Annotated in this window: 28 protein-coding genes; 20 read left to right on the forward strand and 8 right to left on the reverse strand. The window is 60.1% G+C overall.

Annotation, left to right across the window (positions count from 1 at the left end; all coding sequences use genetic code 11):
- The first annotated feature begins 44 nt into the window (after positions 1 to 44).
- Positions 45 to 962, forward strand: coding sequence for a LysR family transcriptional regulator (locus ACM6I6_RS14055; protein WP_274073856.1), 918 nt, complete (start codon positions 45 to 47; stop codon positions 960 to 962).
- Here ACM6I6_RS14055 and ACM6I6_RS14060 read toward each other — a convergent pair.
- The gene (locus ACM6I6_RS14060; RefSeq protein WP_077185133.1) at positions 935 to 1261 is read right to left on the reverse strand and encodes a DUF883 family protein; all 327 of its coding nucleotides are present in this window, start codon (positions 1259 to 1261) and stop codon (positions 935 to 937) included. The two genes, ACM6I6_RS14055 and ACM6I6_RS14060, sit on opposite strands and share 28 nt — an antisense overlap.
- A 157-nt stretch (positions 1262 to 1418) precedes the next feature.
- On the opposite strand from ACM6I6_RS14060, the gene ACM6I6_RS14065 reads away from it, so the two are divergent.
- Together ACM6I6_RS14065 and ACM6I6_RS14070 are read left to right on the forward strand one after the other, a co-directional pair.
- Complete coding sequence (locus ACM6I6_RS14065; protein ID WP_010465710.1) at positions 1419 to 1634, forward strand: dodecin; 216 nt, start codon at positions 1419 to 1421, stop codon at positions 1632 to 1634.
- A 121-nt stretch (positions 1635 to 1755) separates the two neighbouring features.
- Positions 1756 to 1980, forward strand: a complete 225-nt coding sequence (locus ACM6I6_RS14070) for a DUF1161 domain-containing protein (protein WP_274073855.1) — start codon at positions 1756 to 1758, stop codon at positions 1978 to 1980.
- A gap of 77 nt (positions 1981 to 2057) precedes the next feature.
- Here ACM6I6_RS14070 and ACM6I6_RS14075 read toward each other — a convergent pair whose 3' ends face one another.
- Positions 2058 to 3059, reverse strand: a complete 1002-nt coding sequence (locus ACM6I6_RS14075) for an LLM class flavin-dependent oxidoreductase (RefSeq protein ID WP_274073854.1) — start codon at positions 3057 to 3059, stop codon at positions 2058 to 2060.
- 240 nt (positions 3060 to 3299) lie between these two features.
- On the opposite strand from ACM6I6_RS14075, the gene ACM6I6_RS14080 reads away from it, so the two are divergent.
- Together ACM6I6_RS14080 and ACM6I6_RS14085 are read left to right on the forward strand one after the other, a co-directional pair.
- Complete coding sequence (locus ACM6I6_RS14080; protein ID WP_414920064.1) at positions 3300 to 3731, forward strand: OsmC family protein; 432 nt, start codon at positions 3300 to 3302, stop codon at positions 3729 to 3731.
- A gap of 146 nt (positions 3732 to 3877) precedes the next feature.
- Positions 3878 to 4111, forward strand: a complete 234-nt coding sequence (locus ACM6I6_RS14085; protein WP_323627838.1) for a DUF1161 domain-containing protein — start codon at positions 3878 to 3880, stop codon at positions 4109 to 4111.
- Positions 4112 to 4117: 6 nt separating this feature from the next.
- Here ACM6I6_RS14085 and ACM6I6_RS14090 read toward each other — a convergent pair whose 3' ends face one another.
- Both ACM6I6_RS14090 and ACM6I6_RS14095 read right to left on the reverse strand, forming a co-directional pair.
- A complete protein-coding gene (locus ACM6I6_RS14090; RefSeq protein WP_323609105.1) occupies positions 4118 to 4537 on the reverse strand; it encodes a hypothetical protein in 420 nt (139 codons plus the stop codon).
- A 40-nt stretch (positions 4538 to 4577) separates the two neighbouring features.
- Positions 4578 to 5000 (reverse strand): hypothetical protein, encoded by a 423-nt coding sequence (locus tag ACM6I6_RS14095; protein ID WP_274073850.1) that lies wholly within the window; start codon positions 4998 to 5000, stop codon positions 4578 to 4580.
- Between the two features lie 59 nt (positions 5001 to 5059).
- Between ACM6I6_RS14095 and ACM6I6_RS14100 the strand changes: the two genes are divergently transcribed.
- Entirely contained in the window at positions 5060 to 6136 is a 1077-nt protein-coding gene (locus ACM6I6_RS14100) for an aminopeptidase (protein WP_323609106.1), read from the forward strand.
- Positions 6137 to 6245: 109 nt separating this feature from the next.
- On the opposite strand, the gene ACM6I6_RS14105 is transcribed toward ACM6I6_RS14100, so the two are convergent.
- Complete coding sequence (locus tag ACM6I6_RS14105) at positions 6246 to 6896, reverse strand: HAD family hydrolase (protein ID WP_323609107.1); 651 nt, start codon at positions 6894 to 6896, stop codon at positions 6246 to 6248.
- Positions 6897 to 6924: 28 nt separating this feature from the next.
- Positions 6925 to 7470, reverse strand: coding sequence for a gamma carbonic anhydrase family protein (locus tag ACM6I6_RS14110; RefSeq protein WP_323627834.1), 546 nt, complete (start codon positions 7468 to 7470; stop codon positions 6925 to 6927).
- A gap of 62 nt (positions 7471 to 7532) precedes the next feature.
- Between ACM6I6_RS14110 and prlC the strand changes: the two genes are divergently transcribed.
- The 5 genes from prlC (at position 7533) to ACM6I6_RS14135 (ending at position 13657) form a co-directional block, all read left to right on the forward strand.
- On the forward strand, positions 7533 to 9611 hold the full coding sequence (prlC, locus tag ACM6I6_RS14115; protein ID WP_414920065.1) for an oligopeptidase A: 2079 nt from the start codon (positions 7533 to 7535) through the stop codon (positions 9609 to 9611).
- A complete protein-coding gene (locus ACM6I6_RS14120) occupies positions 9608 to 9895 on the forward strand; it encodes a YheV family putative zinc ribbon protein (protein WP_046818691.1) in 288 nt (95 codons plus the stop codon). The genes prlC and ACM6I6_RS14120 overlap by 4 nt, the downstream gene beginning before the upstream one ends.
- A gap of 113 nt (positions 9896 to 10008) precedes the next feature.
- Complete coding sequence (locus ACM6I6_RS14125) at positions 10009 to 11067, forward strand: PA0069 family radical SAM protein (RefSeq protein WP_274073845.1); 1059 nt, start codon at positions 10009 to 10011, stop codon at positions 11065 to 11067.
- 241 nt (positions 11068 to 11308) lie between these two features.
- Positions 11309 to 12040, forward strand: a complete 732-nt coding sequence (locus ACM6I6_RS14130) for a carbonic anhydrase (protein WP_046818688.1) — start codon at positions 11309 to 11311, stop codon at positions 12038 to 12040.
- A gap of 90 nt (positions 12041 to 12130) precedes the next feature.
- Positions 12131 to 13657 carry a SulP family inorganic anion transporter gene (locus tag ACM6I6_RS14135; RefSeq protein WP_414920066.1) on the forward strand — a complete coding sequence of 509 codons (1527 nt, stop codon included), beginning with the start codon at positions 12131 to 12133 and terminating at the stop codon, positions 13655 to 13657.
- A gap of 101 nt (positions 13658 to 13758) precedes the next feature.
- On the opposite strand, the gene ACM6I6_RS14140 is transcribed toward ACM6I6_RS14135, so the two are convergent.
- Entirely contained in the window at positions 13759 to 14409 is a 651-nt protein-coding gene (locus ACM6I6_RS14140; RefSeq protein WP_323609111.1) for a hypothetical protein, read from the reverse strand.
- A gap of 370 nt (positions 14410 to 14779) precedes the next feature.
- On the opposite strand from ACM6I6_RS14140, the gene coxB reads away from it, so the two are divergent.
- The 4 genes from coxB to ACM6I6_RS14160 all read left to right on the forward strand — a co-directional run bounded on the left by coxB (position 14780) and on the right by ACM6I6_RS14160 (position 19176).
- Entirely contained in the window at positions 14780 to 15907 is a 1128-nt protein-coding gene (gene coxB / locus ACM6I6_RS14145; RefSeq protein WP_274073842.1) for a cytochrome c oxidase subunit II, read from the forward strand.
- An 82-nt stretch (positions 15908 to 15989) separates the two neighbouring features.
- Complete coding sequence (gene ctaD / locus ACM6I6_RS14150) at positions 15990 to 17588, forward strand: cytochrome c oxidase subunit I (RefSeq protein WP_274073841.1); 1599 nt, start codon at positions 15990 to 15992, stop codon at positions 17586 to 17588.
- Between the two features lie 123 nt (positions 17589 to 17711).
- Positions 17712 to 18263 carry a cytochrome c oxidase assembly protein gene (locus tag ACM6I6_RS14155; RefSeq protein ID WP_034149469.1) on the forward strand — a complete coding sequence of 184 codons (552 nt, stop codon included), beginning with the start codon at positions 17712 to 17714 and terminating at the stop codon, positions 18261 to 18263.
- Between the two features lie 25 nt (positions 18264 to 18288).
- Positions 18289 to 19176, forward strand: coding sequence for a cytochrome c oxidase subunit 3 (locus ACM6I6_RS14160; protein ID WP_274073840.1), 888 nt, complete (start codon positions 18289 to 18291; stop codon positions 19174 to 19176).
- Positions 19177 to 19262: 86 nt separating this feature from the next.
- On the opposite strand, the gene ACM6I6_RS14165 is transcribed toward ACM6I6_RS14160, so the two are convergent.
- The gene (locus tag ACM6I6_RS14165) at positions 19263 to 19466 is read right to left on the reverse strand and encodes a twin transmembrane helix small protein (protein ID WP_075947087.1); all 204 of its coding nucleotides are present in this window, start codon (positions 19464 to 19466) and stop codon (positions 19263 to 19265) included.
- A 70-nt stretch (positions 19467 to 19536) separates the two neighbouring features.
- Here ACM6I6_RS14165 and ACM6I6_RS14170 point away from each other — a divergent pair, with 70 nt between their 5' ends.
- Genes ACM6I6_RS14170 through ACM6I6_RS14190 form a run of 5 tightly spaced genes read left to right on the forward strand, consistent with a single transcriptional unit; the run spans position 19537 to position 23439 of the window.
- Entirely contained in the window at positions 19537 to 20277 is a 741-nt protein-coding gene (locus ACM6I6_RS14170; RefSeq protein ID WP_323609112.1) for an SURF1 family protein, read from the forward strand.
- Positions 20243 to 20836 (forward strand): hypothetical protein, encoded by a 594-nt coding sequence (locus tag ACM6I6_RS14175; RefSeq protein ID WP_323609113.1) that lies wholly within the window; start codon positions 20243 to 20245, stop codon positions 20834 to 20836. The genes ACM6I6_RS14170 and ACM6I6_RS14175 overlap by 35 nt, the downstream gene beginning before the upstream one ends.
- A gap of 10 nt (positions 20837 to 20846) precedes the next feature.
- Complete coding sequence (locus tag ACM6I6_RS14180; RefSeq protein WP_414920067.1) at positions 20847 to 21920, forward strand: COX15/CtaA family protein; 1074 nt, start codon at positions 20847 to 20849, stop codon at positions 21918 to 21920.
- Entirely contained in the window at positions 21908 to 22807 is a 900-nt protein-coding gene (gene cyoE / locus ACM6I6_RS14185; RefSeq protein ID WP_274073836.1) for a heme o synthase, read from the forward strand. The genes ACM6I6_RS14180 and cyoE overlap by 13 nt, the downstream gene beginning before the upstream one ends.
- Positions 22804 to 23439, forward strand: a complete 636-nt coding sequence (locus ACM6I6_RS14190) for an SCO family protein (protein WP_274073835.1) — start codon at positions 22804 to 22806, stop codon at positions 23437 to 23439. The genes cyoE and ACM6I6_RS14190 overlap by 4 nt, the downstream gene beginning before the upstream one ends.
- Positions 23440 to 23484: the final 45 nt, after the last annotated feature.

Genomic DNA, 23484 nt, shown 5'->3' on the forward strand with positions numbered 1-23484 from the left:
ACCGATAAGATCGCTGCAACCTGTCAGGAAAACTCACAGATCAAATGAGCCACGACCTCCCACCGTTGAACGCCCTGCGCGCCTTCGAAGCCACGGCCCGCCTGAACAGCGTCAGTCAGGCTGCCGAACAGCTGCACGTCACCCATGGTGCGGTCAGCCGGCAGCTGAAAGTGCTTGAAGAACACCTCGGCGTGAGTCTGTTCATCAAGGACGGGCGCGGCCTGAAACTCACAGATGCCGGCATGCGTTTGCGTGACGCCAGCGGCGAAGCGTTCGAGCGCTTGCGCAGCGTGTGCGCCGAACTCACGCAAAGCACCGCGGATGCGCCGTTCGTCCTCGGCTGCTCGGGAAGCCTGCTGGCGCGCTGGTTCATACCGCGTCTGGGACGGCTGAACGCTGATCTGCCCGACCTGCGCCTGCACCTGTCAGCCGGTGAAGGCGATCTCGATCCCCGTCGCCCGGGGCTGGACGCCCTGCTGGTGTTTGCCGAGCCACCCTGGCCCGCGGACATGCAGGTCTTCGAACTGGCCAGCGAACGGATCGGCCCGGTCATGAGCCCTCGGTTCGCCGGATATGAGCGCCTGCAAACGGCGCCGGCCCAAGCGCTGCTCACTGAATCGTTGCTGCACACCACTTCGCGTCCGCAAGCCTGGCCCAGTTGGGCGCAGCAAAGCGACCTCGACGCCAAGGCGTTGAAGTACGGTCAGGGGTTCGAACATCTGTATTATTTGCTGGAAGCAGCCGTGGCCGGGCTGGGCGTGGCTATCGCCCCCGAGCCGTTGGTGGCCGAGGATTTGAAGGCGGGTCGCCTGGTTGCCCCATGGGGATTTTGTGAAACCCCCGCTCACCTGGCCTTGTGGTTACCCAAGCGCGCCGCGGACGGGCGCGCCAGGCAACTGGCGCAATGGCTCAAGAATGAGCTGCGCCAGACCGATCATTCCCCGCGCTTAAACAGCAGGTAGGCCGCCAGCAGGCCCAGCGCACCGACAGCAACCCCGGCGGTCGTCCAAGGATGCTCCTGCGCGTAGTCCCGAGTGGCAATGCCGGTCTCACGGGTTTTGACCTTGACCTCTTCATAGGCATCGGTGAGCAGATGGCGCGAATGCCTCAAAGCGTTCTCCGCATTGCCTTTCAACACCTTGAGGGTTTTACGCGACTCGTCCGAGGCGTCGTCCTTCAGGCTTTCCAAGGATTTGAGCAGACTCTCGATCTCCGCTTCCATGCTTTGCAATGAGGCTTTACGTAACGAGCTGTTGGCCATGGTGGCTCTCCTGCATTGTTGATGAGTGGCGTGTGTTGGTTGGGACTTCAGGGACTCGAGAAAGTGCAGTAAATGTGAGCATCCATGTCGCACCGACCGAAGGCTATAAGACGGAAAATCACTGCTAGGCTGTAATTCACACCCTAAGGAGAACGCCATGACTGACCATCACACCTATAAGAAAGTCGAACTCGTCGGCTCATCCACCAGCAGTATCGAAGACGCGATCAACAACGCCTTGGCCGAGGCCAACAAAAGTATCAAGCACTTGGAATGGTTTGAAGTGACCGAAACCCGCGGACACATCAAGGACGGCAAGGCTGCGCACTTCCAGGTGACGCTCAAGGTCGGGTTCCGGATTGCCAGCAGTTGAGGTTGGTCTAGTCTTCTGAACTTGCGCGCTGGCCGAGTGCCATAGGGAATGGCAATGCGCTAGATGCGTTTCCGGCCAATGGCTGGATGCCTTTTTTTGATCCGACCAGAGAATGCGACCGATGAAGAAGTTTATTTTGGCGGTAGGCTTGTTGAGCCTGGCGGGTACTGCCTTCGCTGAAGGCGGCAAGTCCTGCGAAGAATTGAAAGCCGAGATCGCGGCAAAGCTCGATGCCAAGGGCGTTTCCGGTTATTCGCTGGAAATTGTCGATAAAGGCAATGCGTCTGGCGGAAAAATCGTCGGCACCTGCGAAAAGGGCAGCAAGGAAATAGTCTACAAGCGATAGCCCCGACAAACGGTGGCCCCAACCAATTGCTAGCAAAAAGCCGACGCCATCGCGTCGGCTTTTTGCGGTTAGCTTGCTTAGCCCTTCATGACCTGCGCCAGCAGCTCATAGGAATGCAGACGGTCCGCGTGTTCGTACAGGTCGCAGGTGAAAATCAGCTCGTCGGCTTGGGTCTGCTCGATCAGAACTTCCAGCCTGGCGCGGATTTTTTGCGGGCTGCCGATCATCGCCAGCCCCAGGAAATCACTGACGGCTTCCTTCTCATGAGGCAGCCATAGCCCGTCCATGGTTTTCACCGGCGGACGTTGCACCAGGCTCTGGCCACGCATCAGGGCGAGAATGCGCTGGAATACCGAGGTCGCCAGATAGTCGGCCTGTTCATCCGTGTCGGCGGCCACCAGCGGCACGCCGAGCATCACGTAAGGCTTGTCCAGCACGGCCGAAGGTTTGAAATGATTGCGGTAGACACGAATAGCCTCATGCATGAAGCGCGGAGCGAAATGCGAGGCGAAGGCATAGGGCAAACCGCGTTCGCCTGCCAGTTGCGCACTGAACAGGCTTGAGCCCAGCAGCCAGATCGGAACATTGGTGCCGGTGCCCGGCATCGCGATGATGCGCTGGTCCGGTGTGCGTGGGCCGAGATAACGCACCAGTTCGGCCACGTCTTCCGGGAAGTCGTCGGCACTGCCGGAGCGCTCGCGGCGCAGTGCGCGGGCAGTCATCTGGTCGGAACCAGGCGCACGGCCCAGCCCCAGGTCAATGCGCCCCGGATACAGGCTTTCCAGCGTGCCGAATTGTTCGGCGATCACCAGTGGCGCGTGGTTGGGCAGCATTATCCCGCCAGAACCGACACGAATGGTCGAGGTACCACCGGCCAGATAGCCGAGCAGCACGGAGGTCGCGGAACTGGCAATGCCGTCCATGTTGTGGTGTTCGGCTACCCAAAAGCGGTTATAGCCGAATTTCTCGACGTGTTGCGCCAGGTCCAGCGAGTTGCGCAACGATTGCGCGGCGCTGCCGTTCTCCCGAACGGGCACCAGGTCGAGGGTCGAAAACTTGATATCGGACAGTCGTTTCATGAACCTGCTTCTCCAATTGAGGGCGCAGGTTTCTTGATACAAATGAAAACCTGCCGAATCCATAAGCGTGTTTCATGCAATGAGGGCATATACCCGAGTTTCAATAGCACAGAGAAATTTACTGACAAAATGACGCTGCGATCAGATGCGCTGAACTTTGCTGCCCGGTCTATCCTCAGAACCCTAGCGAACGAAACCACAACGGCGCGACGCTTCGCGCCGGATCTTGAGGAGACAGGCATGGCTATCACAAAGAAAGCATCGGCCCACTGGGAAGGCGATCTGAAAACCGGCATCGGCTCGATTTCCACCGAAACCGGTGTGCTCAGGGACGCGCCGTATGGCTTCAAGGCCCGCTTTGAAGGCGGCAAGGGCACCAACCCGGAAGAGCTGATCGGCGCCGCCCACGCGGGCTGTTTTTCAATGGCGTTTTCCATGATTCTCGGCGACGCCGGCCTCAAGGCCGACAGCATCGACACCAACGCCGAAGTGACCCTGGATCAGGTAGAGGGTGGTTTTGCAATCTCGGCGGTGAAATTGATTCTCAAGGCAAAAATCCCCGGCGCGAGCCAGGCGCAATTCGATGAGTTGAGCAACAAGGCCAAGGAGGGCTGCCCGGTATCCAAGGTGCTGAACGCGAAAATCAGCCTGGATGCGACTTTAGTCAGTTGAATCTAAAAGATCGCAGCCCTGTAGGAGCTGCCGAAGGCTGCGATCTTTTTTGCGTTATGTAAGATTTGCCGGGCAAAACTGTGGTCGAATAAATGACAGCAGCAAAAACGCATGACCTGTGCGCGCTGCCTGAAGGAGCTTCAACCATGAAACGTTTTGCCTTGGCGGTTATCTGTTGCGCCCTGGCCACTTCGGCCCTGGCGGCACCTAAACCTTGTGAAGAACTCAAGGCCGAAATCGAAGCCAAGATCCAGGCCCGCGGGGTGACCTCCTATACCCTGGAAATCGTGACCAATGACGAAGTGCACGATCAGAACATGGTCGTAGGCTCGTGCGACGGCGGCTCCAAAAAAATCATCTACCAGAAGAATGACCGCTGACCGCTCCTACGGCACACAGTTGACCTGGCTGTCTTCGGCGACGATCTCGCGCTTGGCGTTATAGAGGCGTGCTTCAGGGGTGAACGCCATGGAGCGGGCTTGCAGCAGATATCGCTGACCGGCTTCGAAATGATCGTATTTGATGATCATGTAGCACAGCCGCTCGGTGGAGCCGCCGAACAAGTCCGAGCCCCCGCCTGGCACCTCGAAATCGAAGCGCACGGTGAGCACATGGCTACCGGGAGTGACCTGGAAAAATCGTCCGTCGCGCAAGCGCTGGTTATCCAATCGCTCGCCCATCAGCAATTTATCGTTGGGGAATGGCGTAGAGAAGTCGACCCACGCCATATTGGGATTGGCCGCCGGCATCGGCGACGAACAGCCGGCCACTGCACTTGCGGCGAGTAACAGCATCATCCTGCGCATGATGAATGTCCCAATGTCGGGATACTCAGAATAGCGCCGATCAGGTCCGTTGGCAGCCAGCCGGTGTGCCCTGGCCAATCACTTTTCGCTGCTGATCATAAAGCTTGGCCCATGGCCGGAAGCCGATATTCCCCGCTTGCAGCTGGTAGCGCTCGCCCGCATTGAAGTCGCTGAATTTCACATTCATCTGGCAGTCACGCCACAGAGGTTCCGCATTGGGGCCGATATTGGTGGGCTGGACCGGGAACTGGTAGCGAACGGTCAGCTCATGGCTGCCGGGTTGAACCTCGAAATAGCGCTTGTCGGTGGCTGCTTTGTTGTCCACCTCCAGCGCCACCAGGGCCGAGTCTTCCTGATGGGATTCCAGATCGATCCAGGCTTGCGTCGGATCATGGTGAGGTAATCCGAATCCGGCACAACCGGCCAGCGTCAGCAGGCCTCCCGTCAGCATCAACTTGCGCATAGCGGAGCTCCAGTCAAGCGGGATAGTCTTGCGAGCAGACTCTCCAGGGATTTTTTATTTTGATCAGGCCGCGTCGAAGCCATGGGTTACTTGATCGCGTTTTACGCATTTTGTTTCCGGGTGTGTTGTTTTTGTTACTCAACGGTTGTTCCAGCATCAGCTACTACAGTCAGTTGGCGAGTGGCCAGCTGCAACTGCTGCGGGCACGGGAGCCCGTTACCCGGGTAATTGCCGATCCACAGCGCGATCAGAAATTGCGTACGCACTTGGCCCAATCACAAAGGGCCCGGACCTTCGCCAGCCAGCAACTGCACCTGCCGGACAATCAGAGTTACCGCTTGTATGCCGACATTGGCCGCCCCTATGTCGTCTGGAACGTGTTTGTCACCCCGGAATTTTCCCTGAAACCGCAAAACCACTGCTTCCCCATCGCCGGTTGCGTGGCCTATCGCGGCTATTACAGCCAGGGCGCGGCTCGCGGCGAGGCGGCAGTGCAACGCCTGCAAGGCATGGACGTGTTCATCGGTGGCGTAGAGGCCTATTCGACCTTGGGCTGGTTCAACGACCCGATCATGAACTCCATGATGGGCTGGGGCGATGAACGCCTGGCCACGCTGATCTTTCATGAGCTCGCGCACCAGCGCGTTTATGTGAAGGACGACACTGAGTTCAACGAGTCATTCGCCACCTTCGTCGAGCAGGAAGGCACCCGCCAATGGCGGGCGTTTCGGGGCCTGCCGCCGGACAGCACCTTGCTGTCGCAACAACGGGACCAGTTCATTGCGCTGGTGCTGGATACCCGCACCCGGCTGGAAAAACTCTACAGCCAGCCGCTGCCGCCTGAGCAAATGCGCCAGCGAAAAGCAGCGGAATTCGAGCGCCTGCGCAGCGAATACCGACAGCTGCGTGACAGCCAATGGGCCGGGGACAAACGTTATGACGCGTGGATCAATGCGCCGATGAACAATGCGCGGTTGCTGCCGTTTGGCCTGTATGACCAGTGGGTGCCGGCGTTTGCGGCGCTGTTCAGGCAAGAGGGCGGGGATTGGGTGAGGTTTTATGCGCAGGTCGAGAAGTTGGGTGTGTTGCCGGTTGTTGAGCGCAAGACGGCGTTGAAGGAGTTGGCTGGATCCTGAATCTTCGGTGGCAGTGAGGTCCTCTTCGCGGGCAAGCCCGCTCCCACAGTGATTTGTGTCGACGACGCAATACCCTGTGGGAGCGGGCTTGCCCGCGAAGGCGTTCTGATCAACGCTGCAAAAACGCCTGATGCATCTCATCCAGCGTTTCAAAATGATAGGTCGGCGCTTCTGCGCTTAACTCTTCCCGACTGCCAAACCCATACCCAACAGCCGCCACATCCAGCCCATTGCTGCGCGCACCGATCAGGTCATGCTTGCGATCGCCGATCATCAGGGTCTGGGCCGGGTCGAGGCCCTCTTCGGCCACCAGATGGGCAATCAGTTCGACCTTGTTAGTCCGGGTGCCGTCCAGTTCGCTGCCGTAGATCACCTTGAAGTGTCTGGCGAAGTCGAAATGCCGAGCGATTTCCCGGGCGAAAACCCAGGGCTTGGAGGTCGCGATGTACAGCTGTCGCCCTTGCCCGCCAAGCATTTCCAACAACGGCGTGACCCCGTCGAATACGCGATTTTCGTACAGCCCGGTGACCTTGAAGCGTTCACGATAGAAGTTCACCGCCTCCCAGGCCCTGGCCTCGTCGAAGTCATAGAACTGCATGAAGGCCTGTAACAAGGGCGGACCGATAAAGTGCTCGAGCTTGCTCAGGTCGGGCTCATCGATGCCCAGCTTGCCCAGGGCAAACTGAATCGAACGGGTAATGCCTTCGCGCGGGTCGGTCAGGGTGCCATCAAGGTCGAACAGTACGGTTTGGTAATGCATGAAAATTCCTGGGCAATAGCGAGACGTTTCAGATCCGGTCGTAGCCTTCGGCCAGATGCAGGTCCTTGAGCTTCACGTAGTTCGCCGCGCTGTAGGTGAAAAAGGCTTGTTCCTTATCGGTCAGCGGGCGGATCTGTTTCACCGGGCTACCCACATACAGGAAACCGCTGTCCAGGCGTTTACCCGGAGGTACCAGGCTGCCGGCACCGATGATGACGTCGTCGGCGACCACCGCACCGTCCATGACGATACTGCCCATGCCGATCAACACCCGGCTGCCCACGGTGCAGCCATGCAGCATGACTTTGTGGGCGATGGTCACGTCATCGCCGATCAACAACGGGAAACCGTCGGGGTTGAACGGCCCCGCATGGGTGATGTGCAGTACGCAGCCATCCTGCACGCTGGTGCGAGCACCGATGCGGATGCGGTGCATGTCGCCGCGGATCACCGTAAGGGGCCAAACGGAGCTGTCTTCACCGATCTCGACATCGCCGATCACCACCGCCGAGCCGTCGACAAAAGCGCCCTTGCCGAGCAATGGCGTGTGATTCTGGTACTTGCGAAGGTTCACGATAGGATTTCTCTCTGTTGCTGATAGCTGCGGTGAGCGTCGATTGTAATTAAGATGGCTGCATGTTTCTTCCAGCCAAGGTGCCAACCGTGAGCGTGAACAACCCTCTTTTGCAGTCCTACGACCTGCCGCCGTTCTCCGCGATCCGTGCCGAGCATGTGCAACCGGCCATTGAACAGATCCTGGCTGACAACCGCGCCGCCATTATCGAGATCCTCAAGACCCAGGGCAAACAACCGACCTGGGCCGGGCTGGTGCTGGCAATGGACGAGCTCAACGACCGCCTGGGTGCGGCCTGGAGTCCGGTCAGCCACTTGAATGCCGTGTGCAACAGCGCCGAACTGCGCGAAGCCTACGAGGCTTGCCTGCCGGCGTTGAGCGCCTACTCCACCGAAATGGGCCAGAACCGTGAACTGTTCCAGGCCTATGAGGCCCTGGCCAACAGCCCGGAAGCAGGCGGTTTCGACGTAGCGCAGAAAACTATCCTGGAACACGCCCTGCGCGATTTCCGTCTATCGGGTATCGACCTGCCGGAAGCCGAGCAGAAACGTTACGCCCAGGTGCAAAGCAAACTGTCGGAGCTGGGCAGCCGCTTCTCCAACCAGCTGCTGGATGCTACCCAGGCCTGGACCAAGCACATCACCGACGAGTCCACCCTCGCCGGCCTGACCGATTCGGCCAAGGCGCAAATGGCCACCGCCGCGCAAGCCAAGGACCTCGATGGCTGGCTGATCACCCTGGAATTCCCGAGCTACTACGCGGTGATGACCTACGCCCACGACCGCGCCCTGCGCGAGGAAGTCTACGCCGCCTACTGCACCCGCGCGTCGGACCAGGGCCCGAATGCCGGCCAGAATGATAACGGTCCGGTCATGCAGGAAATCCTCGACCTGCGTCAGGAACTGGCAAAACTCCTGGGTTTCGCCAGTTTCTCGGAACTGAGCCTGGCCACCAAAATGGCTGAATCCAGCGATCAGGTACTGAGTTTCCTGCGCGACCTGGCCAAGCGCAGCAAACCGTTCGCCGCCCAGGACCTGGAACAGCTCAAGGCTTACGCCGCCGAACAAGGCTGCCCGGACCTGCAAAGCTGGGACAGCGGTTTCTATGGCGAAAAACTTCGCGAGCAGCGTTACAGCGTTGCCCAGGAAGCCCTGCGCGCCTACTTCCCGATCGACAAGGTGCTCAGTGGGCTGTTCGCCATCGTTCAGCGTCTGTACGGCATCGAGATCGCCGAGCAAAAAGGTTTTGATTCCTGGCACCCGGATGTCCGCCTGTTCGAAATCAAGGAAAACGGCCAGCACGTCGGCCGCTTCTTCTTCGACCTGTACGCCCGCGCCAACAAACGCGGTGGTGCCTGGATGGACGGTGCCCGTGATCGTCGTCGCACCGCCGAGGGCGTGCTGCAGAGCCCGGTGGCCAACCTGGTGTGCAACTTCACGCCGGCCGACAGCGGCAAGCCTGCCCTGCTGACCCACGATGAAGTCACCACCCTGTTCCACGAGTTCGGTCATGGCCTGCATCACCTGCTGACCCGAGTCGAACATGCCGGCGTGTCCGGCATCAACGGCGTGGCCTGGGATGCGGTCGAGTTGCCAAGCCAATTCATGGAAAACTGGTGCTGGGAGCCCGAGGGGCTGGCGTTGATCTCCGGTCACTATGAAACCGGCGAACCACTGCCCCAGGACCTGCTGCAGAAAATGCTCGCGGCGAAAAACTTCCAGTCCGGCCTGATGATGGTTCGCCAACTGGAATTCTCGCTGTTCGACTTCGAACTGCACGCCACCCACGGTGACGGTCGCAGCGTGCTGCAAGTGCTTGAAGGCGTGCGCGACGAGGTGTCAGTGATGCGCCCTCCGGCCTACAACCGTTTCCCTAACAGCTTCGCGCACATTTTCGCCGGCGGTTACGCGGCGGGTTACTACAGCTACAAATGGGCTGAAGTGCTCTCGGCCGATGCTTTCTCGAAGTTCGAGGAAGAAGGTGTGCTCAATGCCGATACCGGCCGGGCGTTCCGTGAAGCCATCCTGGCGCGCGGCGGTTCCCAGGAGCCAATGGTGCTGTTCGTCGACTTCCGTGGTCGTGAGCCTTCGATTGACGCACTCTTGCGCCACAGCGGCCTGAGTGAGGGCGCGGCAGCATGAGTGAGGGTCCCGTGATTACCAAACGACGCTTTATCGCCGGCGCGGTCTGCCCGGCCTGCAGCGAGCCGGACAAATTGATGATGTGGAGTGAAGACGATGTACCGCATCGCGAGTGCGTGGCCTGCGGTTATTCCGATACGCTGAATGAACAAGGTCTGTCCGTTCCCAAGGAACTGGGCACGCGGGTCAACACATCCGCGCTCAAGCCTGCGGACACCAAGGTTCAGGCGGTGCAGTTTTTTCCGAATCCGAAACTGAAGAAAAAGCCTGACGAACAGCACTGAGTAGAAAGCGCCATCTCCCACGGCGCAATGCCGTGGGAGAAGCTGCCAAACGGCACTGGTCACTCAAGCCTTCGCCGTATACTGTATAGACATACAGCATGCGAGCTATCCCCATGAACACGCCCTTGCCCCCTCGCGGTCGCGGCACCGCGACCAACCCGCACAATCGCTTCGCCCCCCATCGTTCGGTGGCCGAGGACGACGGCTGGTTTCAGGAAGCGCCGATGACCCAAGGCACCGAGGTGTCCATCGAGACTGCGAAAACCATCATCACCCGCAACAACTCACCGGACCTGCCCTTCGACCGATCGATCAACCCTTATCGCGGCTGCGAGCACGGGTGCATCTACTGTTATGCGCGACCCAGTCACGCCTATTGGGACATGTCGCCAGGCCTGGATTTCGAGACGAAGCTGATCGCCAAGACCAATGCTGCAGACATACTGGAGGAACAGCTTTCCAGGCGTGGCTACCAGTGTGCCCCCATCAACCTGGGGTCCAACACCGACCCTTACCAGCCCATCGAGCGTGAGTACAAGATCACCCGCCAAACCCTCGAAGTGCTGCTGCGCTACCGTCATCCGGTGACAATCGTGACCAAAGGCTCGTTGATTCTGCGCGACCTGGACCTGTTGGCCGAACTGGCCCGACAACGGCTGGTGGCGGTGATGATCAGCCTGACCACGCTGGACGACGAACTCAAACGCATCCTCGAACCCCGTGCTGCGGCGCCCAAGGCCCGGCTGCGGGCAATCCGGGTGTTGCGCGAAGCCGGGGTTCCGGTGGGCGTGCTGTGTTCACCGATGATTCCGATGATCAACGACAGCGAAATCGAAAACCTGCTTACAGAGGCCCATGCGGCCGGGGCACAGAGCGCCGCCTACATGATGTTGCGCCTGCCCCTGGAAGTCGCGCCGCTGTTCGAAGAATGGCTGGCTGCCCACTATCCGCAACGGGCGGCGCATGTCCTGAGCCTGATTCGCCAGACCCGAGGCGGCGAGCTATACGACAGTCGCTTCGGCGCCCGCATGCGCGGTGAAGGTCCCTTTGCCGATCTGTTGGCCCAACGTTTTGCCAAGGCCATCAAGCGCCTGGGGCTCAACCATCGGGAGGGTTTCAACCTGGACTGCGAAGCCTTTTGTCCGCCCGGTCGCCAAATGTCGCTGATTTGAGGACAATTGGCCTATGGTTGATTACTGGGAACACGCGCACATCATGGGCCAGTCACGTTTTTTGTGACCTGGAACACAGGTTCTAGAGCGGTTTTTTCAGTTTGAGTTAAGATTCGAGGGCTACCTTGTTCATCGAGTGACTGACGGGTCGAGCTTCACGACCTGGATGTTTTTTAAACAGCCACTGGCTTCACACCGGACAAAACGGGATTATCCCTGACTCCGCCAAAGAGGATGAATCATGAGTGACAAGGATAAACAGCCGTTGGCTGCGTCGGCTTCTGCCCAACCCGAGGCGGAAACCGCCGATGCAGCGCTGCAGCATATCGTTGACGGCTTTTTGCATTTTCATCATGAGATCTTTCCGCAACAGGAAGAACTCTTCAAGAAACTCGCCACGGCCCAGCGCCCGCGCGCCATGTTCATTGCGTGCGCCGATTCGCGCATCGTTCCCGAACTAATTACCCACAGCGCCCCCGGCGACCTGTTCGTGACCCGCAACGTCGGCAACGTCGTGCCACCATACGGGCAAATGAACGGCGGCGTTTCCACGGCCATCGAGTACGCGGTGCTGGCGCTGGGAGTGCACCACATCATCATTTGCGGGCACTCCGATTGCGGCGCCATGCGAGCGGTACTCAACCCGCAGAGCCTGGAAAAGATGCCCACGGTCAAAGCCTGGCTGCGGCATGCCGAAGTGGCCAAGACCATGGTCCAGGAAAACTGCAACTGCGCCGATGAAAACGAAAGCATGCACATCCTCACCGAGGAAAATGTGATCGCCCAGTTGCAGCACTTGCGCACGCACCCCTCGGTGGCTTCACGCATGGCCAATGGTCAGTTGTTCATCCACGGTTGGGTCTACAACATCGAAACCAGCGAAATAAAAGCCTACGACGCCGACAAGGGTTGTTTCCTGCCGCTCAATGGCAGCCTGCCTATTCCGGTCGCGACGCCCAAAGCGCGCTTCTAAATCCTCCTAAATACCCGTGTGGTTCAGTCGAGGCTGCCGATCAGGCAGCCTGGCTTCGCCATGCCTGAAGAAATCTTCGGGAGAATCATCATGCGTGCTGCGCAACTTAAAGCTGTGCTGCCACGGGAGCTGTTGGCTTCGGTGGTTGTGTTTCTGGTCGCCCTGCCCCTGTGCATGGGCATCGCCATCGCTTCGGGACTGCCACCGGCCAAAGGCCTGATCACCGGGATCATCGGTGGACTGGTGGTCGGCTGGCTGGCCGGCTCGCCGTTGCAAGTCAGCGGCCCGGCGGCAGGCCTGGCGGTGCTGGTGTTCGAACTGGTTCGCCAGCATGGAGTGTCCATGCTCGGGCCGATCCTGCTGTTGGCGGGCTTTCTGCAACTGGTCGCCGGTCGGCTGAAACTGGGGTGCTGGTTTCGCGTGACAGCACCCGCCGTGGTCTACGGCATGCTCGCCGGGATCGGGGTGTTGATCGTCCTGTCACAGATACACGTGATGCTGGACGCCACACCCAAGCCCTCGGGGCTGGATAACCTGGCAGCCTTCCCGGCCGCCGTCGCTCAGGCGCTGCCCTCCTTTGGCTGGCAGGCCGGGTTGCTCGGTCTGGGAACGATCGCCGTGATGTGGCTGTGGGAAAAGCTGCGCCCTCATTCCCTGCGCTTCGTGCCCGGTGCGCTGCTCGGCGTAGGGCTTGCCACCGTCGCCAGCCTGGTCCTGGCGCTGCAAGTCAAACGAGTGGAGGTGCCGGCCAACCTGGCCGAAGCCATCGACTGGCTGAAACCTGCGGACTTGCTGAACCTGGCGGACCCCACGCTGCTGATCGCGGCGTTCGCGGTAGCCTTCATCGCCAGCGCCGAAACCCTGCTGTCCGCCGCCGCAGTCGACCGCATGCACAGCGGCCAACGTTCGGACTTCGATCGCGAACTGTCTGCCCAGGGCGTCGGCAACATGCTTTGCGGATTGCTCGGCGCGTTGCCGATGACCGGGGTGATCGTCCGCAGTTCGGCCAACGTCCAGGCCGGTGCCACCACGCGCTACTCGACGATTTTCCACGGATTGTGGCTCCTGGCGTTCGTGATGTTGCTGTCGAGCGTGCTGCAAAGCATTCCGGTAGCGAGCCTGGCCGGTGTGTTGGTGTACACGGGTTTCAAGCTGGTCGATCTCAAGGCATTTCGAGGTTTGGGTCGCTACGGTCGGATGCCGATGTTCACGTATGCCGCGACAGCGCTGGCGATCATCTTCACTGACCTGCTGACAGGCGTGCTGGTCGGCTTCGGTTTGACCCTGGTGAAACTGGCGCTGAATGCTTCACGGCTGAAAATAAGCCTGATCGACCTGGCGCAGGACGGCGAAGTGGAACTGCGCCTGGTAGGTGCGGCGACCTTTCTCAAGGTGCCGGCGCTGACCCGAGTACTGGGCAGCATTCCAGCGGGTGCGACGGTGCATGTGCCGCTCAATAACTTGAGCTACATCGATCACTCGTGCCTGGAGTTGCTGGAAGAATGGGGTCGGGCGAATGCGGCCAAAGGGTCAAGGCTGCTGATTGAGGCGCGGGGGTTGAAACGCAGGTTGGAGGGGCGGGTGCGGACCAACACCGGCGTAGGCTCCACCACCTGAAACTTGCAGGAGCCGGTTTGCTGGCGATCCAGGCGACGCGGTGTGTCAGGCAGACCGTGTCGTCTGGATAGCCAGCAAGCCGGCTCCTGCAGGGAATGGAGTCAGGCGACGGGCTGATCCAGCTCCAGGCCCACGCCCAGGCGACGGGACATGCACGGCCAGCGCTTCCAGGCAGCACCGGTGTCCGGACTGCTGAGTTTCTCGCGGTAGGCCTCCACCGACTCCAGCGCAAAGCTCTCTTCGTTAAGCATCTCGTCTATGGCGTGATGCACAGCTTCATCAAGTTGGTTGGCAAATTCCTCACCGATCAATTGATGAGCAATCAGGTTGGCGACAGTCATGTCCAAGGGGATCAGTGGCTGGCCAAGATGCTTGATGTACAGGTCGTTGACCTCTTCGACGAACCGGTGTGCCAGATAGGCTTCGTCCAGCAGGCTGTCGAGCCCGACGTGCCCTGCCATGATCGCTGGCGGCTGGAGGAAGTACTGCTCGGCGATTTTCAGCACCGGTTTGATCTGTGACTCGATGCCCGCTTCCCTGGCAACTTCATTGGCTGCATCCAGCAGATCCGGAACTTCGTCGATGTAAGCGGCGACAAAACGCGTCAGCACGCCGTTGGCGTCCGCTTCCGGCAATTGGATAGCCGGGTGCAAATGAGGCAGCTTGGTTTCGAGTTGACGCGTCAGCAGGCCGGTCTCGGCTTCGTGTTGTTGGGCTTGTTGGATCTGCTCGCGCAATGCGGCGGTGTTCATGAAAACTCCAGGAAACAAAGGCAATGAAATAGGGAAGACATAACTTAGCTGGCTTACGAAAAATGCTAAGACGCATTTGTCATAATTATTTCATCCTTGAGACGCCTCCGTTATATCGGTTTGCCACCACTCGTCTGCATCCTTCTCCATTCGTGCCCTGCAACGCAAGTTAATGCTGTTTCAGTTGATTTACGCCAGCACATTGCGAGGTGGGAGTCGCTGTCTATACTCGGGTTGGAATGGAGTTAGCTGATGACGCCCGACTGCACTGCAGCAAGGCCCGGCGATTCAAGTTCGTAGTCTGATGCAGCCGCTCCCTTGCCGCAGGTGAAAGCCGGCGGGATAACAAGAACGATAAGGGGAACCCGCAATGATGCGACATCCACATGTCTGGATGGGCCTCCTGTTGTGGTCGATTTTCAGTCAGGCGCAAGCGGCCTGGACTGTGAATATGGCGCCTGGAGCGACTGAAATCAGTCACGCTGTGTTTGACCTGCACATGACCATTTTCTGGATCTGTGTAGTGATCGGCATCATCGTCTTTGGCGCCATGTTCTGGTCGATGATCCTCCATCGCCGCTCAACCGGGCAGGTGGCGGCAAAATTTCATGAAAGTACCACCGTCGAAATCCTCTGGACCATCGTGCCCTTCGTGATCCTGGTGGCCATGGCGGTTCCGGCGACCGCCACCCTGATCAAGATGTACGACGCCAGTGAGCCGGATATCGATATCCAGGTCACCGGCTATCAGTGGAAATGGCACTACAAATACCTGGGCCAGGACGTCGAGTTCTTCAGCAACCTGGCCACTCCCGCCGATCAGATCCACAACAAGGAAGCCAAGACCGAGCACTACCTGCTCGAGGTCGACAAGCCCCTGGTGCTGCCGATCGGCGCCAAGGTGCGCTTCCTGGTGACCTCCGCCGACGTGATCCACTCCTGGTGGGTGCCGGCCTTCGCGGTCAAGCGCGATGCGATCCCGGGGTTCGTCAATGAAGCCTGGACCCGTGTCGAAAAACCCGGCATCTACCGCGGCCAATGCGCCGAGCTGTGCGGCAAGGATCACGGGTTCATGCCGATCGTGGTCGAGGTCAAGGAAAAGGCCGACTACGAAAAATGGCTGGGCGAGCGCAAGGCTGAAGCCGCACAACTCAAGGAGCTGACCAGCAAGGAATGGACCCTCGACGAGCTCAAGGAGCGCGGCGACAAGGTCTATCACACCGCCTGCGTGGCCTGTCACCAGGCCGAGGGTCAAGGGCTGCCGCCGATGTTCCCGGCACTCAAGGGCTCGAAAATCGCCACCGGACCCATCAAGGATCACCTGAGCATTGTCTTCCACGGCAAGCCTGGTACCGCCATGGCGGCGTTCGGCAAGCAACTGTCGGAAGTCGATATCGCAGCGGTCGTGACCTACGAGCGTAACGCCTGGGGCAACAATAAGGGCGACATGGTCACCCCTAAAGAAGTGCTGGAGCTGAAACAGGCGGAAAGCAAATGACCCGGTCTATTGCGCACCCAAGGAATCGGTCGGGGCATCGCGCCCCGGCCTGCCCAGCTCATCTGTTTGCAGGAGACAGGACATGACTGTTGTAGTCGATGACCATGTTCATACCGGCGCGGCCCACGACCACGCCCACGGCCCTGCCAAAGGCCTGATGCGCTGGGTGCTGACCACCAACCACAAGGACATCGGTACGCTGTACCTGTGGTTTGCGTTCTCCATGTTCCTGCTGGGCGGCTCGTTCGCGATGGTGATCCGCGCCGAACTGTTCCAGCCAGGGCTGCAGATCGTCCAGCCGGAATTCTTCAACCAGATGACCACCATGCACGGCCTGGTGATGGTCTTCGGTGCGGTGATGCCGGCCTTTGTCGGCCTCGCCAACTGGATGGTCCCGCTGATGATCGGCGCACCCGACATGGCGCTGCCGCGGATGAACAACTTCAGCTTCTGGCTGTTGCCGGCGGCGTTCATCCTGCTGGTTTCGACCCTGTTCACCCCGGGCGGCGGTCCCAACTTCGGCTGGACGTTCTACGCGCCGCTGTCGACGACCTACGCACCGGAAAGCGTGACGTTCTTCATCTTCGCCATCCACTTGATGGGGATCAGTTCGATCATGGGGGCGATCAACGTGATCGCGACCATTCTCAATCTGCGCGCCCCCGGCATGACGCTGATGAAAATGCCGCTGTTCGTCTGGACCTGGCTGATCACCGCGTTCCTGCTGATCGCGGTGATGCCGGTACTGGCCGGATGCGTGACGATGATGCTGATGGACATTCACTTCGGCACCAGTTTTTTCAGTGCCGCTGGCGGCGGTGACCCCGTGCTGTTCCAGCACGTGTTCTGGTTCTTCGGCCACCCCGAGGTGTACATCATGATCCTGCCGGCCTTCGGTGCCGTCAGCTCGATCATTCCGGCCTTTTCGCGCAAGCCATTGTTCGGCTACACCTCGATGGTCTACGCCACGGCGAGTATCGCGTTCCTGTCGTTCATCGTCTGGGCACACCACATGTTCGTGGTCGGCATTCCACTGGTGGGCGAGCTGTTCTTCATGTACGCCACCTTGCTGATCGCGGTGCCCACCGGGGTCAAGGTGTTCAACTGGGCCAGTACCATGTGGCAAGGCTCGCTGACCTTCGAAACGCCCATGCTGTTTGCCGTGGCGTTCGTGATCCTGTTCTCCATCGGCGGTTTCTCGGGGCTGATGCTGGCCATCGCACCCGCGGATTTCCAGTACCAGGACACCTACTTCGTGGTCGCACACTTCCACTACGTACTGGTGCCCGGCGCCATCTTCGGGATCTTCGCCTCGGCCTACTACTGGATGCCGAAATGGACCGGTCACATGTACGACGAAACCCTCGGCAAGCTGCATTTCTGGCTGTCGTTCATCGGCATGAACATGGCCTTCTTCCCGATGCACTTCGTAGGGTTGGCAGGCATGCCGCGGCGGATTCCGGACTACAACCTGCAATTCGCCGACTTCAACATGGTGTCGTCGATCGGCGCCTTCATGTTCGGCGCCACGCAGATTTTCTTCCTGTTCATAGTGATCAAGACCATCCGCGGCGGCCCGCCAGCACCGGCCAAACCGTGGGATGGGGCTGAGGGTCTGGAATGGAGCATCCCGTCGCCGGCGCCGTATCACACCTTCACCACGCCGCCGGAAGTGAAATGAACATGGCCCTTGTAGGAGCCGGCTTGCTGGCGATGAACGATAACGCGGTTCATCAGACAGGCCGCGGTGCCTGCATCGCCAGCAAGCCGGCTCCTACAGGAATTTCGGCGGAGGTTTGGAACCATGGCTGACTCAATTTCGATGAAGAAGCTCGTCACTCGCCTATTGCTCGTGGTGGTAGCGATGTTTGTCTTCGGCTTTGCCCTGGTGCCGATCTACGACGTGATGTGCAAGGCATTCGGCATCAATGGCAAGACCGCCGGGCAGTATGAGGGCGAACAGACGGTCGATACCTCGCGGCAGGTTCGCGTGCAGTTCCTGTCGACCAATTCCGCCGACATGTCCTGGGATTTCTATCCCAAGCACGATGAATTGACGGCCAACCCCGGGGCGGTGAACGAGATGATCTTCATCGCGCACAACCCCACCGACAAGCCGATGAGCGCCCAGGCGGTACCGAGCATCGCGCCCAGCGCGGCAGCGGCGTACTTCCACAAGACCGAATGCTTCTGCTTTACCCAACAAGTGCTGCAGCCCGGTCAACGGATCGAGATGCCGGTACGTTTCATCGTTGACCGTGACATGCCCAAGGATGTGAAGCACCTGACGCTGTCCTACACGCTGTTCGATATCACCGCCCGACATCCACCGGTCGCAGTCAATACTGGCGGTTGAGCGTGCCCGATAAGGAGAACAATAAATGGCAACTCATGAACATTATTACGTTCCGGCCCAGAGCAAATGGCCGATCATCGCCACGGTCGGGATGTTCGTCACAGTGCTCGGCCTGGCCACCTGGTTCAACGATCTGAAAGCGGCGCGGCCGGAATCCCACGGCCCGCTGATCTTTTTCGTTGGCGGCCTGCTGCTGGCCTACATGCTCTTTGGCTGGTTCGGTACGGTGATCAAGGAAAGTCGCAGCGGGTTGTACAGCGCGCAGATGGATCGCTCATTCCGCTGGGGCATGAGCTGGTTCATTTTCTCGGAGGTGATGTTCTTCATCGCCTTTTTCGGCGCGCTGTTTTATGTGCGTCATGTTTCGGGCCCGGCACTCGGCGGCGAAGGCGCCAAAGGCCTGGCTCATATGCTCTGGCCGAATTTCCAGTTCACCTGGCCGCTGCTGAATAACCCGGATTCCAAACTCTTTCCGCCGCCCAAGGAAGTCATCAGCCCCTGGGGCCTGCCGCTGCTCAACACGGTTTTGCTGGTGAGTTCCAGCGTGACCGTGACCATCGCCCACCATGCCTTGAAAAAGGGCCATCGCGGCGCGCTGAAAATCTGGCTGGCGCTCACCGTGCTGCTGGGCTGTGCCTTCCTCGGCTTCCAGGCCGAAGAGTACATCCATGCCTACCATGAACTGGGCCTGACCCTGGGTTCAGGCATCTACGGCGCCACGTTCTTCATGCTCACGGGGTTTCACGGCGCGCATGTGACGATCGGCACCATCATCCTGTTCGTGATGCTGATGCGGGTCATGCGTGGACACTTCGACAACGAGCACCAGTTTGCCTTCGAGGCTGCGAGTTGGTACTGGCACTTCGTGGATGTGGTGTGGATCGGGCTGTTCGTTTTCGTCTATGTGCTTTAAGAGCAGCTGCAAGCTACAAGCTACGAGCTACGAGCTACGAGCTACAAGCTTGAAGCTTGAAGCTTGAAGCTCGCGCTTTGCGCGCCCTACCAAGGGGCATGGGAAACCAGCTGGCCGCTGAAAAACCCCCAGGCGATCAAGCCGACGGTAATGGCGGCCAGCGCGACACGAACACTCAAGGCAATGACGAGGCGGTTCGAACTGCTGTCGTCCTTGACCAGAAAAAACAGGCCGCTGAACAGGCTGACAACCGTGGCAATCAGCATCAGGACGATGGCTGTTTTGAGCATGGTGGGACTCCGGGGGACAAGCGATGCACTTGAGTATAGCTATCGCGACGACCGACTTTCTGGCCAGGCCATGAAGCGCTTTCGGCCGGGCATCATTCCGACACTGGTGGTGGCGCTGTTGCTGCCGCTGCTGGTGTCGCTCGGGTTCTGGCAATTGAGTCGGGGCGCGGAGAAAAGCACGCTGCTGCAAAGCTACGCCGAGCGCCGGGCCGCCGAACCGATGGCCAGCACCGAGCTGCAACACACCGCAGATCCGGCCTTCCGCCGGGTTCACCTGCACGGCCAGTTCGACGCCGGCCACAGCCTGTTGCTGGATAACCGCCAGCGCGATGGCAAGGTCGGGGTCGAATTGTTGCAACCGTTTCACGATCAAGCCACCGGACTGTGGCTGCTGGTCAACCGCGGCTGGCTGCCGTGGCCGGACCGCCGTACACCGCCGCAATTCACGACGCCCGACACCCTCTTGAGTCTCGACGCCTGGGTCTACGTGCCTCCCGGCGCCACTTTCCAGCTCCACGCTGACCCCAATACCCGTACCTGGCCAAAACTGCTGACGGCCATTGATCCGAACGCTCTCTGGAAAGCCCTGGACCGCGAAGGCTACGCCTACGAATTACGCGCAGAAACCGGACCCGCCACGTACCAGGCCGATTGGCCAGTCGTGGCCATGGGCCCGGAAAAACACCTCGCTTATGCCGTGCAGTGGTTCGCCCTGGCGATCGCCCTGTTCGGTCTTTATCTCTACCTCGGCTGGCACAACGCAAAGGAGAAACACCATGGGAGCGGCCATGAATCCACCCAGCATGTCTGAGGCCAAAACGCCGGCGAGTCGGCGCAAGGGTCGCCTGCAACTGCTGCTGATTGTGCTCGGGGTGATCGGTCCGATGATCCTCGCCACCGGCATGTACAAACTGCAGTTCTGGGTGCCGGAGGGTCGCAGTTACCACGGCGAACTGATCGGCAACGGCCAGACCCGCGCCAACCTTGGCGTGCAGGCCGATGAACAACGCTGGCAGTTGCTGGTGACCGCACCCAAGGAGTGTGCGGTGGACTGTCAGCAACTGGTGTACCTGGCACGGCAGGTCCAGATCGGCCTGGGCCGCGATGCCGGGCGCGCCAGCCATGCCATTGCCGTCGCGCAGCCGCTGGGCACTGATTACGACGCCAAGTTGACGCGGGAGTATCCTCAATTGCAGCGCTATCCGCTGGACGTGAACACCTTCAACAAAACCACCGGTGGCAAGGCGGTGCCACAGCTGTGGATCATCGACCCCCACGGCAATCTGGTGCTGCGCTACGACCCGTCAGTCAAAGGCAAGGACCTGCTCAACGACCTGCGTCACCTGTTGAAACTGTCGAACATCGGATGAGGGCATCGTCATGGCCAAGCCTGGATTTCGCCTCGCGTTGTTTGCCACCTTGCTGGCACTGATTGTGGTGTTGCTCGGGGCTTATACCCGCCTGACCCACGCAGGCCTGGGCTGCCCGGACTGGCCCGGCTGCTATGGCTTTATCAGCGTGCCGAAAAGCGAAGCGCAATTGGCCCATGCCGAATTGCATTTCCCGGACACGCCTGTCGAAGCCCATAAAGGCTGGAACGAGATGATCCACCGCTACTTCGCCGGCACTCTGGGGCTGCTGATCTCGGTGTTGGCCGGTCGGGCCTGGGTCCATCGCCGGCATCCGGGCCAACCGGTGAAGCTGCCGTTGTTCCTGCTGGCGGTGGTATTCGCCCAGGCGGCGTTCGGCATGTGGACGGTGACGCTCAAGCTCTGGCCGCAGGTGGTCACCGGGCATCTGCTGGGCGGCTTTGCGACCTTGAGCCTGCTGTTTCTGCTGACCTTGCGCCTGTCCGGCGTATTGCCGGCGCTGACGGTGCCGCGGCGCTTGCAGTACTGGGCGACTGCCGGGTTGTTGCTGGTGATCGGGCAAATTGCCCTCGGCGGTTGGGTGAGTTCCAACTACGCCGCTGTGGCCTGTATCGACTTTCCGACCTGCCATGGTCAATGGCTGCCGCCAGCCGACTTTGCCAATGGTTTTCACCTGACCCAACACATCGGCCCGAACTACCTCGGCGGGCAACTGGACAGCGACGCTCGCACCGCCATACACCTGACTCACCGTATCGGCGCGCTGCTGGTCACGCTGGTGCTGCTCGGCCTGGCGTGGCAACTGAAAGTCGTGGGCATGACGCGCCTGGCGGGGCTGGTGCTGATCGCCCTCGCCGCGCAAATCACCCTGGGAATCAGCAACGTGCTGTTTCATCTACCGCTGCCAGTGGCCGTCGCCCACAACGCCGGGGGCGCGGCGCTGCTGCTGACGATGGTGCTGGTCAACTATCACGCCCGGACCAGCCTGGTTCGGGTCAAGCAGCCGATTCGCTGGCGCTTCAGCCCGCGTAAACACTCAGCCGGGCCCATAACAATAAAAGGAGAGATGCCATGGCGATTCTGATCGGCGCGCGTCACAGCCAGGCGATCTGGCGTGACTACCTGGAGCTGACCAAACCGAAAGTGGTGGTGCTGATGCTCATCACTTCGCTGGTGGGGATGTTCCTCGCGACGCGCGCCGGAGTGCCATGGACGGTGCTGGTGTTCGGTAACCTGGGCATTGCCCTGTGTGCAGGCGGTGCGGCGGCGGTCAACCATGTGGTGGACCGGCGGATCGATGCGGTCATGGCACGCACCCACAAGCGGCCGCTGGCTGAAGGCCGGGTGTCTCCGGCCGCCGCGCTAACCTTTGCCCTGGTGCTGGCGCTGCTCGGCCAGGCCTTGTTGCTGGCCTTCACCAACCCACTGACAGCATGGCTGACACTCGCCTCCCTGCTCGGCTACGCGGTGGTCTACACCGGTTTCCTCAAGCGCGCGACGCCGCAGAACATCGTCATCGGAGGCCTGGCCGGTGCCGCCCCACCGCTGCTCGGCTGGACCGCCGCCACCGGCCACGTCAGTGCCGAACCGCTGCTGCTGGTGCTGATCATCTTCGCCTGGACCCCGCCGCACTTCTGGGCGCTGGCCATCCATCGCAAGGAGGAATATGCCAAGGCCGACATCCCGATGCTGCCGGTGACCCACGGCGAGCACTACACCAAAATCCACATCCTGCTTTACACCTGCGCGCTGTTGGCCGTCAGCCTTATGCCCTACGTGATCCACATGAGCGGCCTGCTCTACCTGATCTGCGCCATCGGTCTTGGTGCCAGATTCCTGCAATGGGCCGTGGTGCTGTACCGTGGCACTCGGCCGCACGCGGCGATCAACACCTTCAAGTACTCTATCTACTACTTGTTCCTGCTGTTCATCGCCCTGCTCGTTGACCACTACTTATTGTTGAATCTATGACCCGAACCCAGAAAACCATCTTCATCCTTGTCGCCCTGATCGCGCTGGTCCTGGGCCTGACCATCAATAAAGTGCTGTCCGGCAAAGGCCAGGGCGACCCGACGGCACTGATCGACGCCGGGATCATCCTGCTGCCGCAAAGCCGCAACCTGCCAAGCGTGACCATGACCGACCAGGACGGCAAGCCGGTGGCCGTCAACGAACTCAAAGGCAAGTGGTCGCTGCTGTTCTTCGGCTACACCTTCTGCCCGGACATCTGCCCCACCACCCTCGCCCAACTGCGCCAGATCAAGAGTGAACTGCCGCCCGAGGCGGTGGACAAGTTGCAGATCGTTTTGGTCAGCGTCGATCCCAACCGCGATACGCCCAAGCAGCTCAAGCAGTACCTGGGTTACTTCGATCCACAGTTTGTCGGCCTGACCCCGACTTCTATTGAAGACCTGCAGAAAGTGGCCAATGCCGTGAGCATTCCGTTCATCCCGGCGGACACCAGCAAGCCGAACTACACCGTTGACCACAGTGGCAACCTTGCTGTCATCGGGCCGGACGGAACCCAGCGCGGGTTTATCCGGGCGCCGTTGAACAATGTGAAGCTGGTGGCGCAATTGCCGGTGATGCTTAACCGTCAGTGAGAACACCACGCAACCTGTAGGAGCCCGGCTTGCCGGCGAAGGGGC

The sequence above is a fragment of the Pseudomonas sp. IT-P218 genome (assembly GCF_949767605.1).
Lineage (GTDB): Bacteria > Pseudomonadota > Gammaproteobacteria > Pseudomonadales > Pseudomonadaceae > Aquipseudomonas > Aquipseudomonas putida_AE.

Bases quoted from the DNA above. Each gene is read 5' to 3' on its own strand.
- ACM6I6_RS14055 (WP_274073856.1), top strand. From the start codon at position 45: ATGAGCCACGACCTCCCACCGTTGAACGCCCTGCGCGCCTTCGAAGCC.
- ACM6I6_RS14060 (WP_077185133.1), bottom strand. From the start codon at position 1,261: ATGGCCAACAGCTCGTTACGTAAAGCCTCATTGCAAAGCATGGAAGCG.
- ACM6I6_RS14065 (WP_010465710.1), top strand. From the start codon at position 1,419: ATGACTGACCATCACACCTATAAGAAAGTCGAACTCGTCGGCTCATCC.
- ACM6I6_RS14070 (WP_274073855.1), top strand. From the start codon at position 1,756: ATGAAGAAGTTTATTTTGGCGGTAGGCTTGTTGAGCCTGGCGGGTACT.
- ACM6I6_RS14075 (WP_274073854.1), bottom strand. From the start codon at position 3,059: ATGAAACGACTGTCCGATATCAAGTTTTCGACCCTCGACCTGGTGCCC.
- ACM6I6_RS14080 (WP_414920064.1), top strand. From the start codon at position 3,300: ATGGCTATCACAAAGAAAGCATCGGCCCACTGGGAAGGCGATCTGAAA.
- ACM6I6_RS14085 (WP_323627838.1), top strand. From the start codon at position 3,878: ATGAAACGTTTTGCCTTGGCGGTTATCTGTTGCGCCCTGGCCACTTCG.
- ACM6I6_RS14090 (WP_323609105.1), bottom strand. From the start codon at position 4,537: ATGCGCAGGATGATGCTGTTACTCGCCGCAAGTGCAGTGGCCGGCTGT.
- ACM6I6_RS14095 (WP_274073850.1), bottom strand. From the start codon at position 5,000: ATGCGCAAGTTGATGCTGACGGGAGGCCTGCTGACGCTGGCCGGTTGT.
- ACM6I6_RS14105 (WP_323609107.1), bottom strand. From the start codon at position 6,896: ATGCATTACCAAACCGTACTGTTCGACCTTGATGGCACCCTGACCGAC.
- prlC (WP_414920065.1), top strand. From the start codon at position 7,533: ATGTTTCTTCCAGCCAAGGTGCCAACCGTGAGCGTGAACAACCCTCTT.
- ACM6I6_RS14120 (WP_046818691.1), top strand. From the start codon at position 9,608: ATGAGTGAGGGTCCCGTGATTACCAAACGACGCTTTATCGCCGGCGCG.
- ACM6I6_RS14125 (WP_274073845.1), top strand. From the start codon at position 10,009: ATGAACACGCCCTTGCCCCCTCGCGGTCGCGGCACCGCGACCAACCCG.
- ACM6I6_RS14130 (WP_046818688.1), top strand. From the start codon at position 11,309: ATGAGTGACAAGGATAAACAGCCGTTGGCTGCGTCGGCTTCTGCCCAA.
- ACM6I6_RS14135 (WP_414920066.1), top strand. From the start codon at position 12,131: ATGCGTGCTGCGCAACTTAAAGCTGTGCTGCCACGGGAGCTGTTGGCT.
- ACM6I6_RS14140 (WP_323609111.1), bottom strand. From the start codon at position 14,409: ATGAACACCGCCGCATTGCGCGAGCAGATCCAACAAGCCCAACAACAC.
- coxB (WP_274073842.1), top strand. From the start codon at position 14,780: ATGATGCGACATCCACATGTCTGGATGGGCCTCCTGTTGTGGTCGATT.
- ctaD (WP_274073841.1), top strand. From the start codon at position 15,990: ATGACTGTTGTAGTCGATGACCATGTTCATACCGGCGCGGCCCACGAC.
- ACM6I6_RS14155 (WP_034149469.1), top strand. From the start codon at position 17,712: ATGGCTGACTCAATTTCGATGAAGAAGCTCGTCACTCGCCTATTGCTC.
- ACM6I6_RS14160 (WP_274073840.1), top strand. From the start codon at position 18,289: ATGGCAACTCATGAACATTATTACGTTCCGGCCCAGAGCAAATGGCCG.
- ACM6I6_RS14165 (WP_075947087.1), bottom strand. From the start codon at position 19,466: ATGCTCAAAACAGCCATCGTCCTGATGCTGATTGCCACGGTTGTCAGC.
- ACM6I6_RS14170 (WP_323609112.1), top strand. From the start codon at position 19,537: ATGAAGCGCTTTCGGCCGGGCATCATTCCGACACTGGTGGTGGCGCTG.
- ACM6I6_RS14175 (WP_323609113.1), top strand. From the start codon at position 20,243: ATGGGAGCGGCCATGAATCCACCCAGCATGTCTGAGGCCAAAACGCCG.
- ACM6I6_RS14180 (WP_414920067.1), top strand. From the start codon at position 20,847: ATGGCCAAGCCTGGATTTCGCCTCGCGTTGTTTGCCACCTTGCTGGCA.
- cyoE (WP_274073836.1), top strand. From the start codon at position 21,908: ATGGCGATTCTGATCGGCGCGCGTCACAGCCAGGCGATCTGGCGTGAC.
- ACM6I6_RS14190 (WP_274073835.1), top strand. From the start codon at position 22,804: ATGACCCGAACCCAGAAAACCATCTTCATCCTTGTCGCCCTGATCGCG.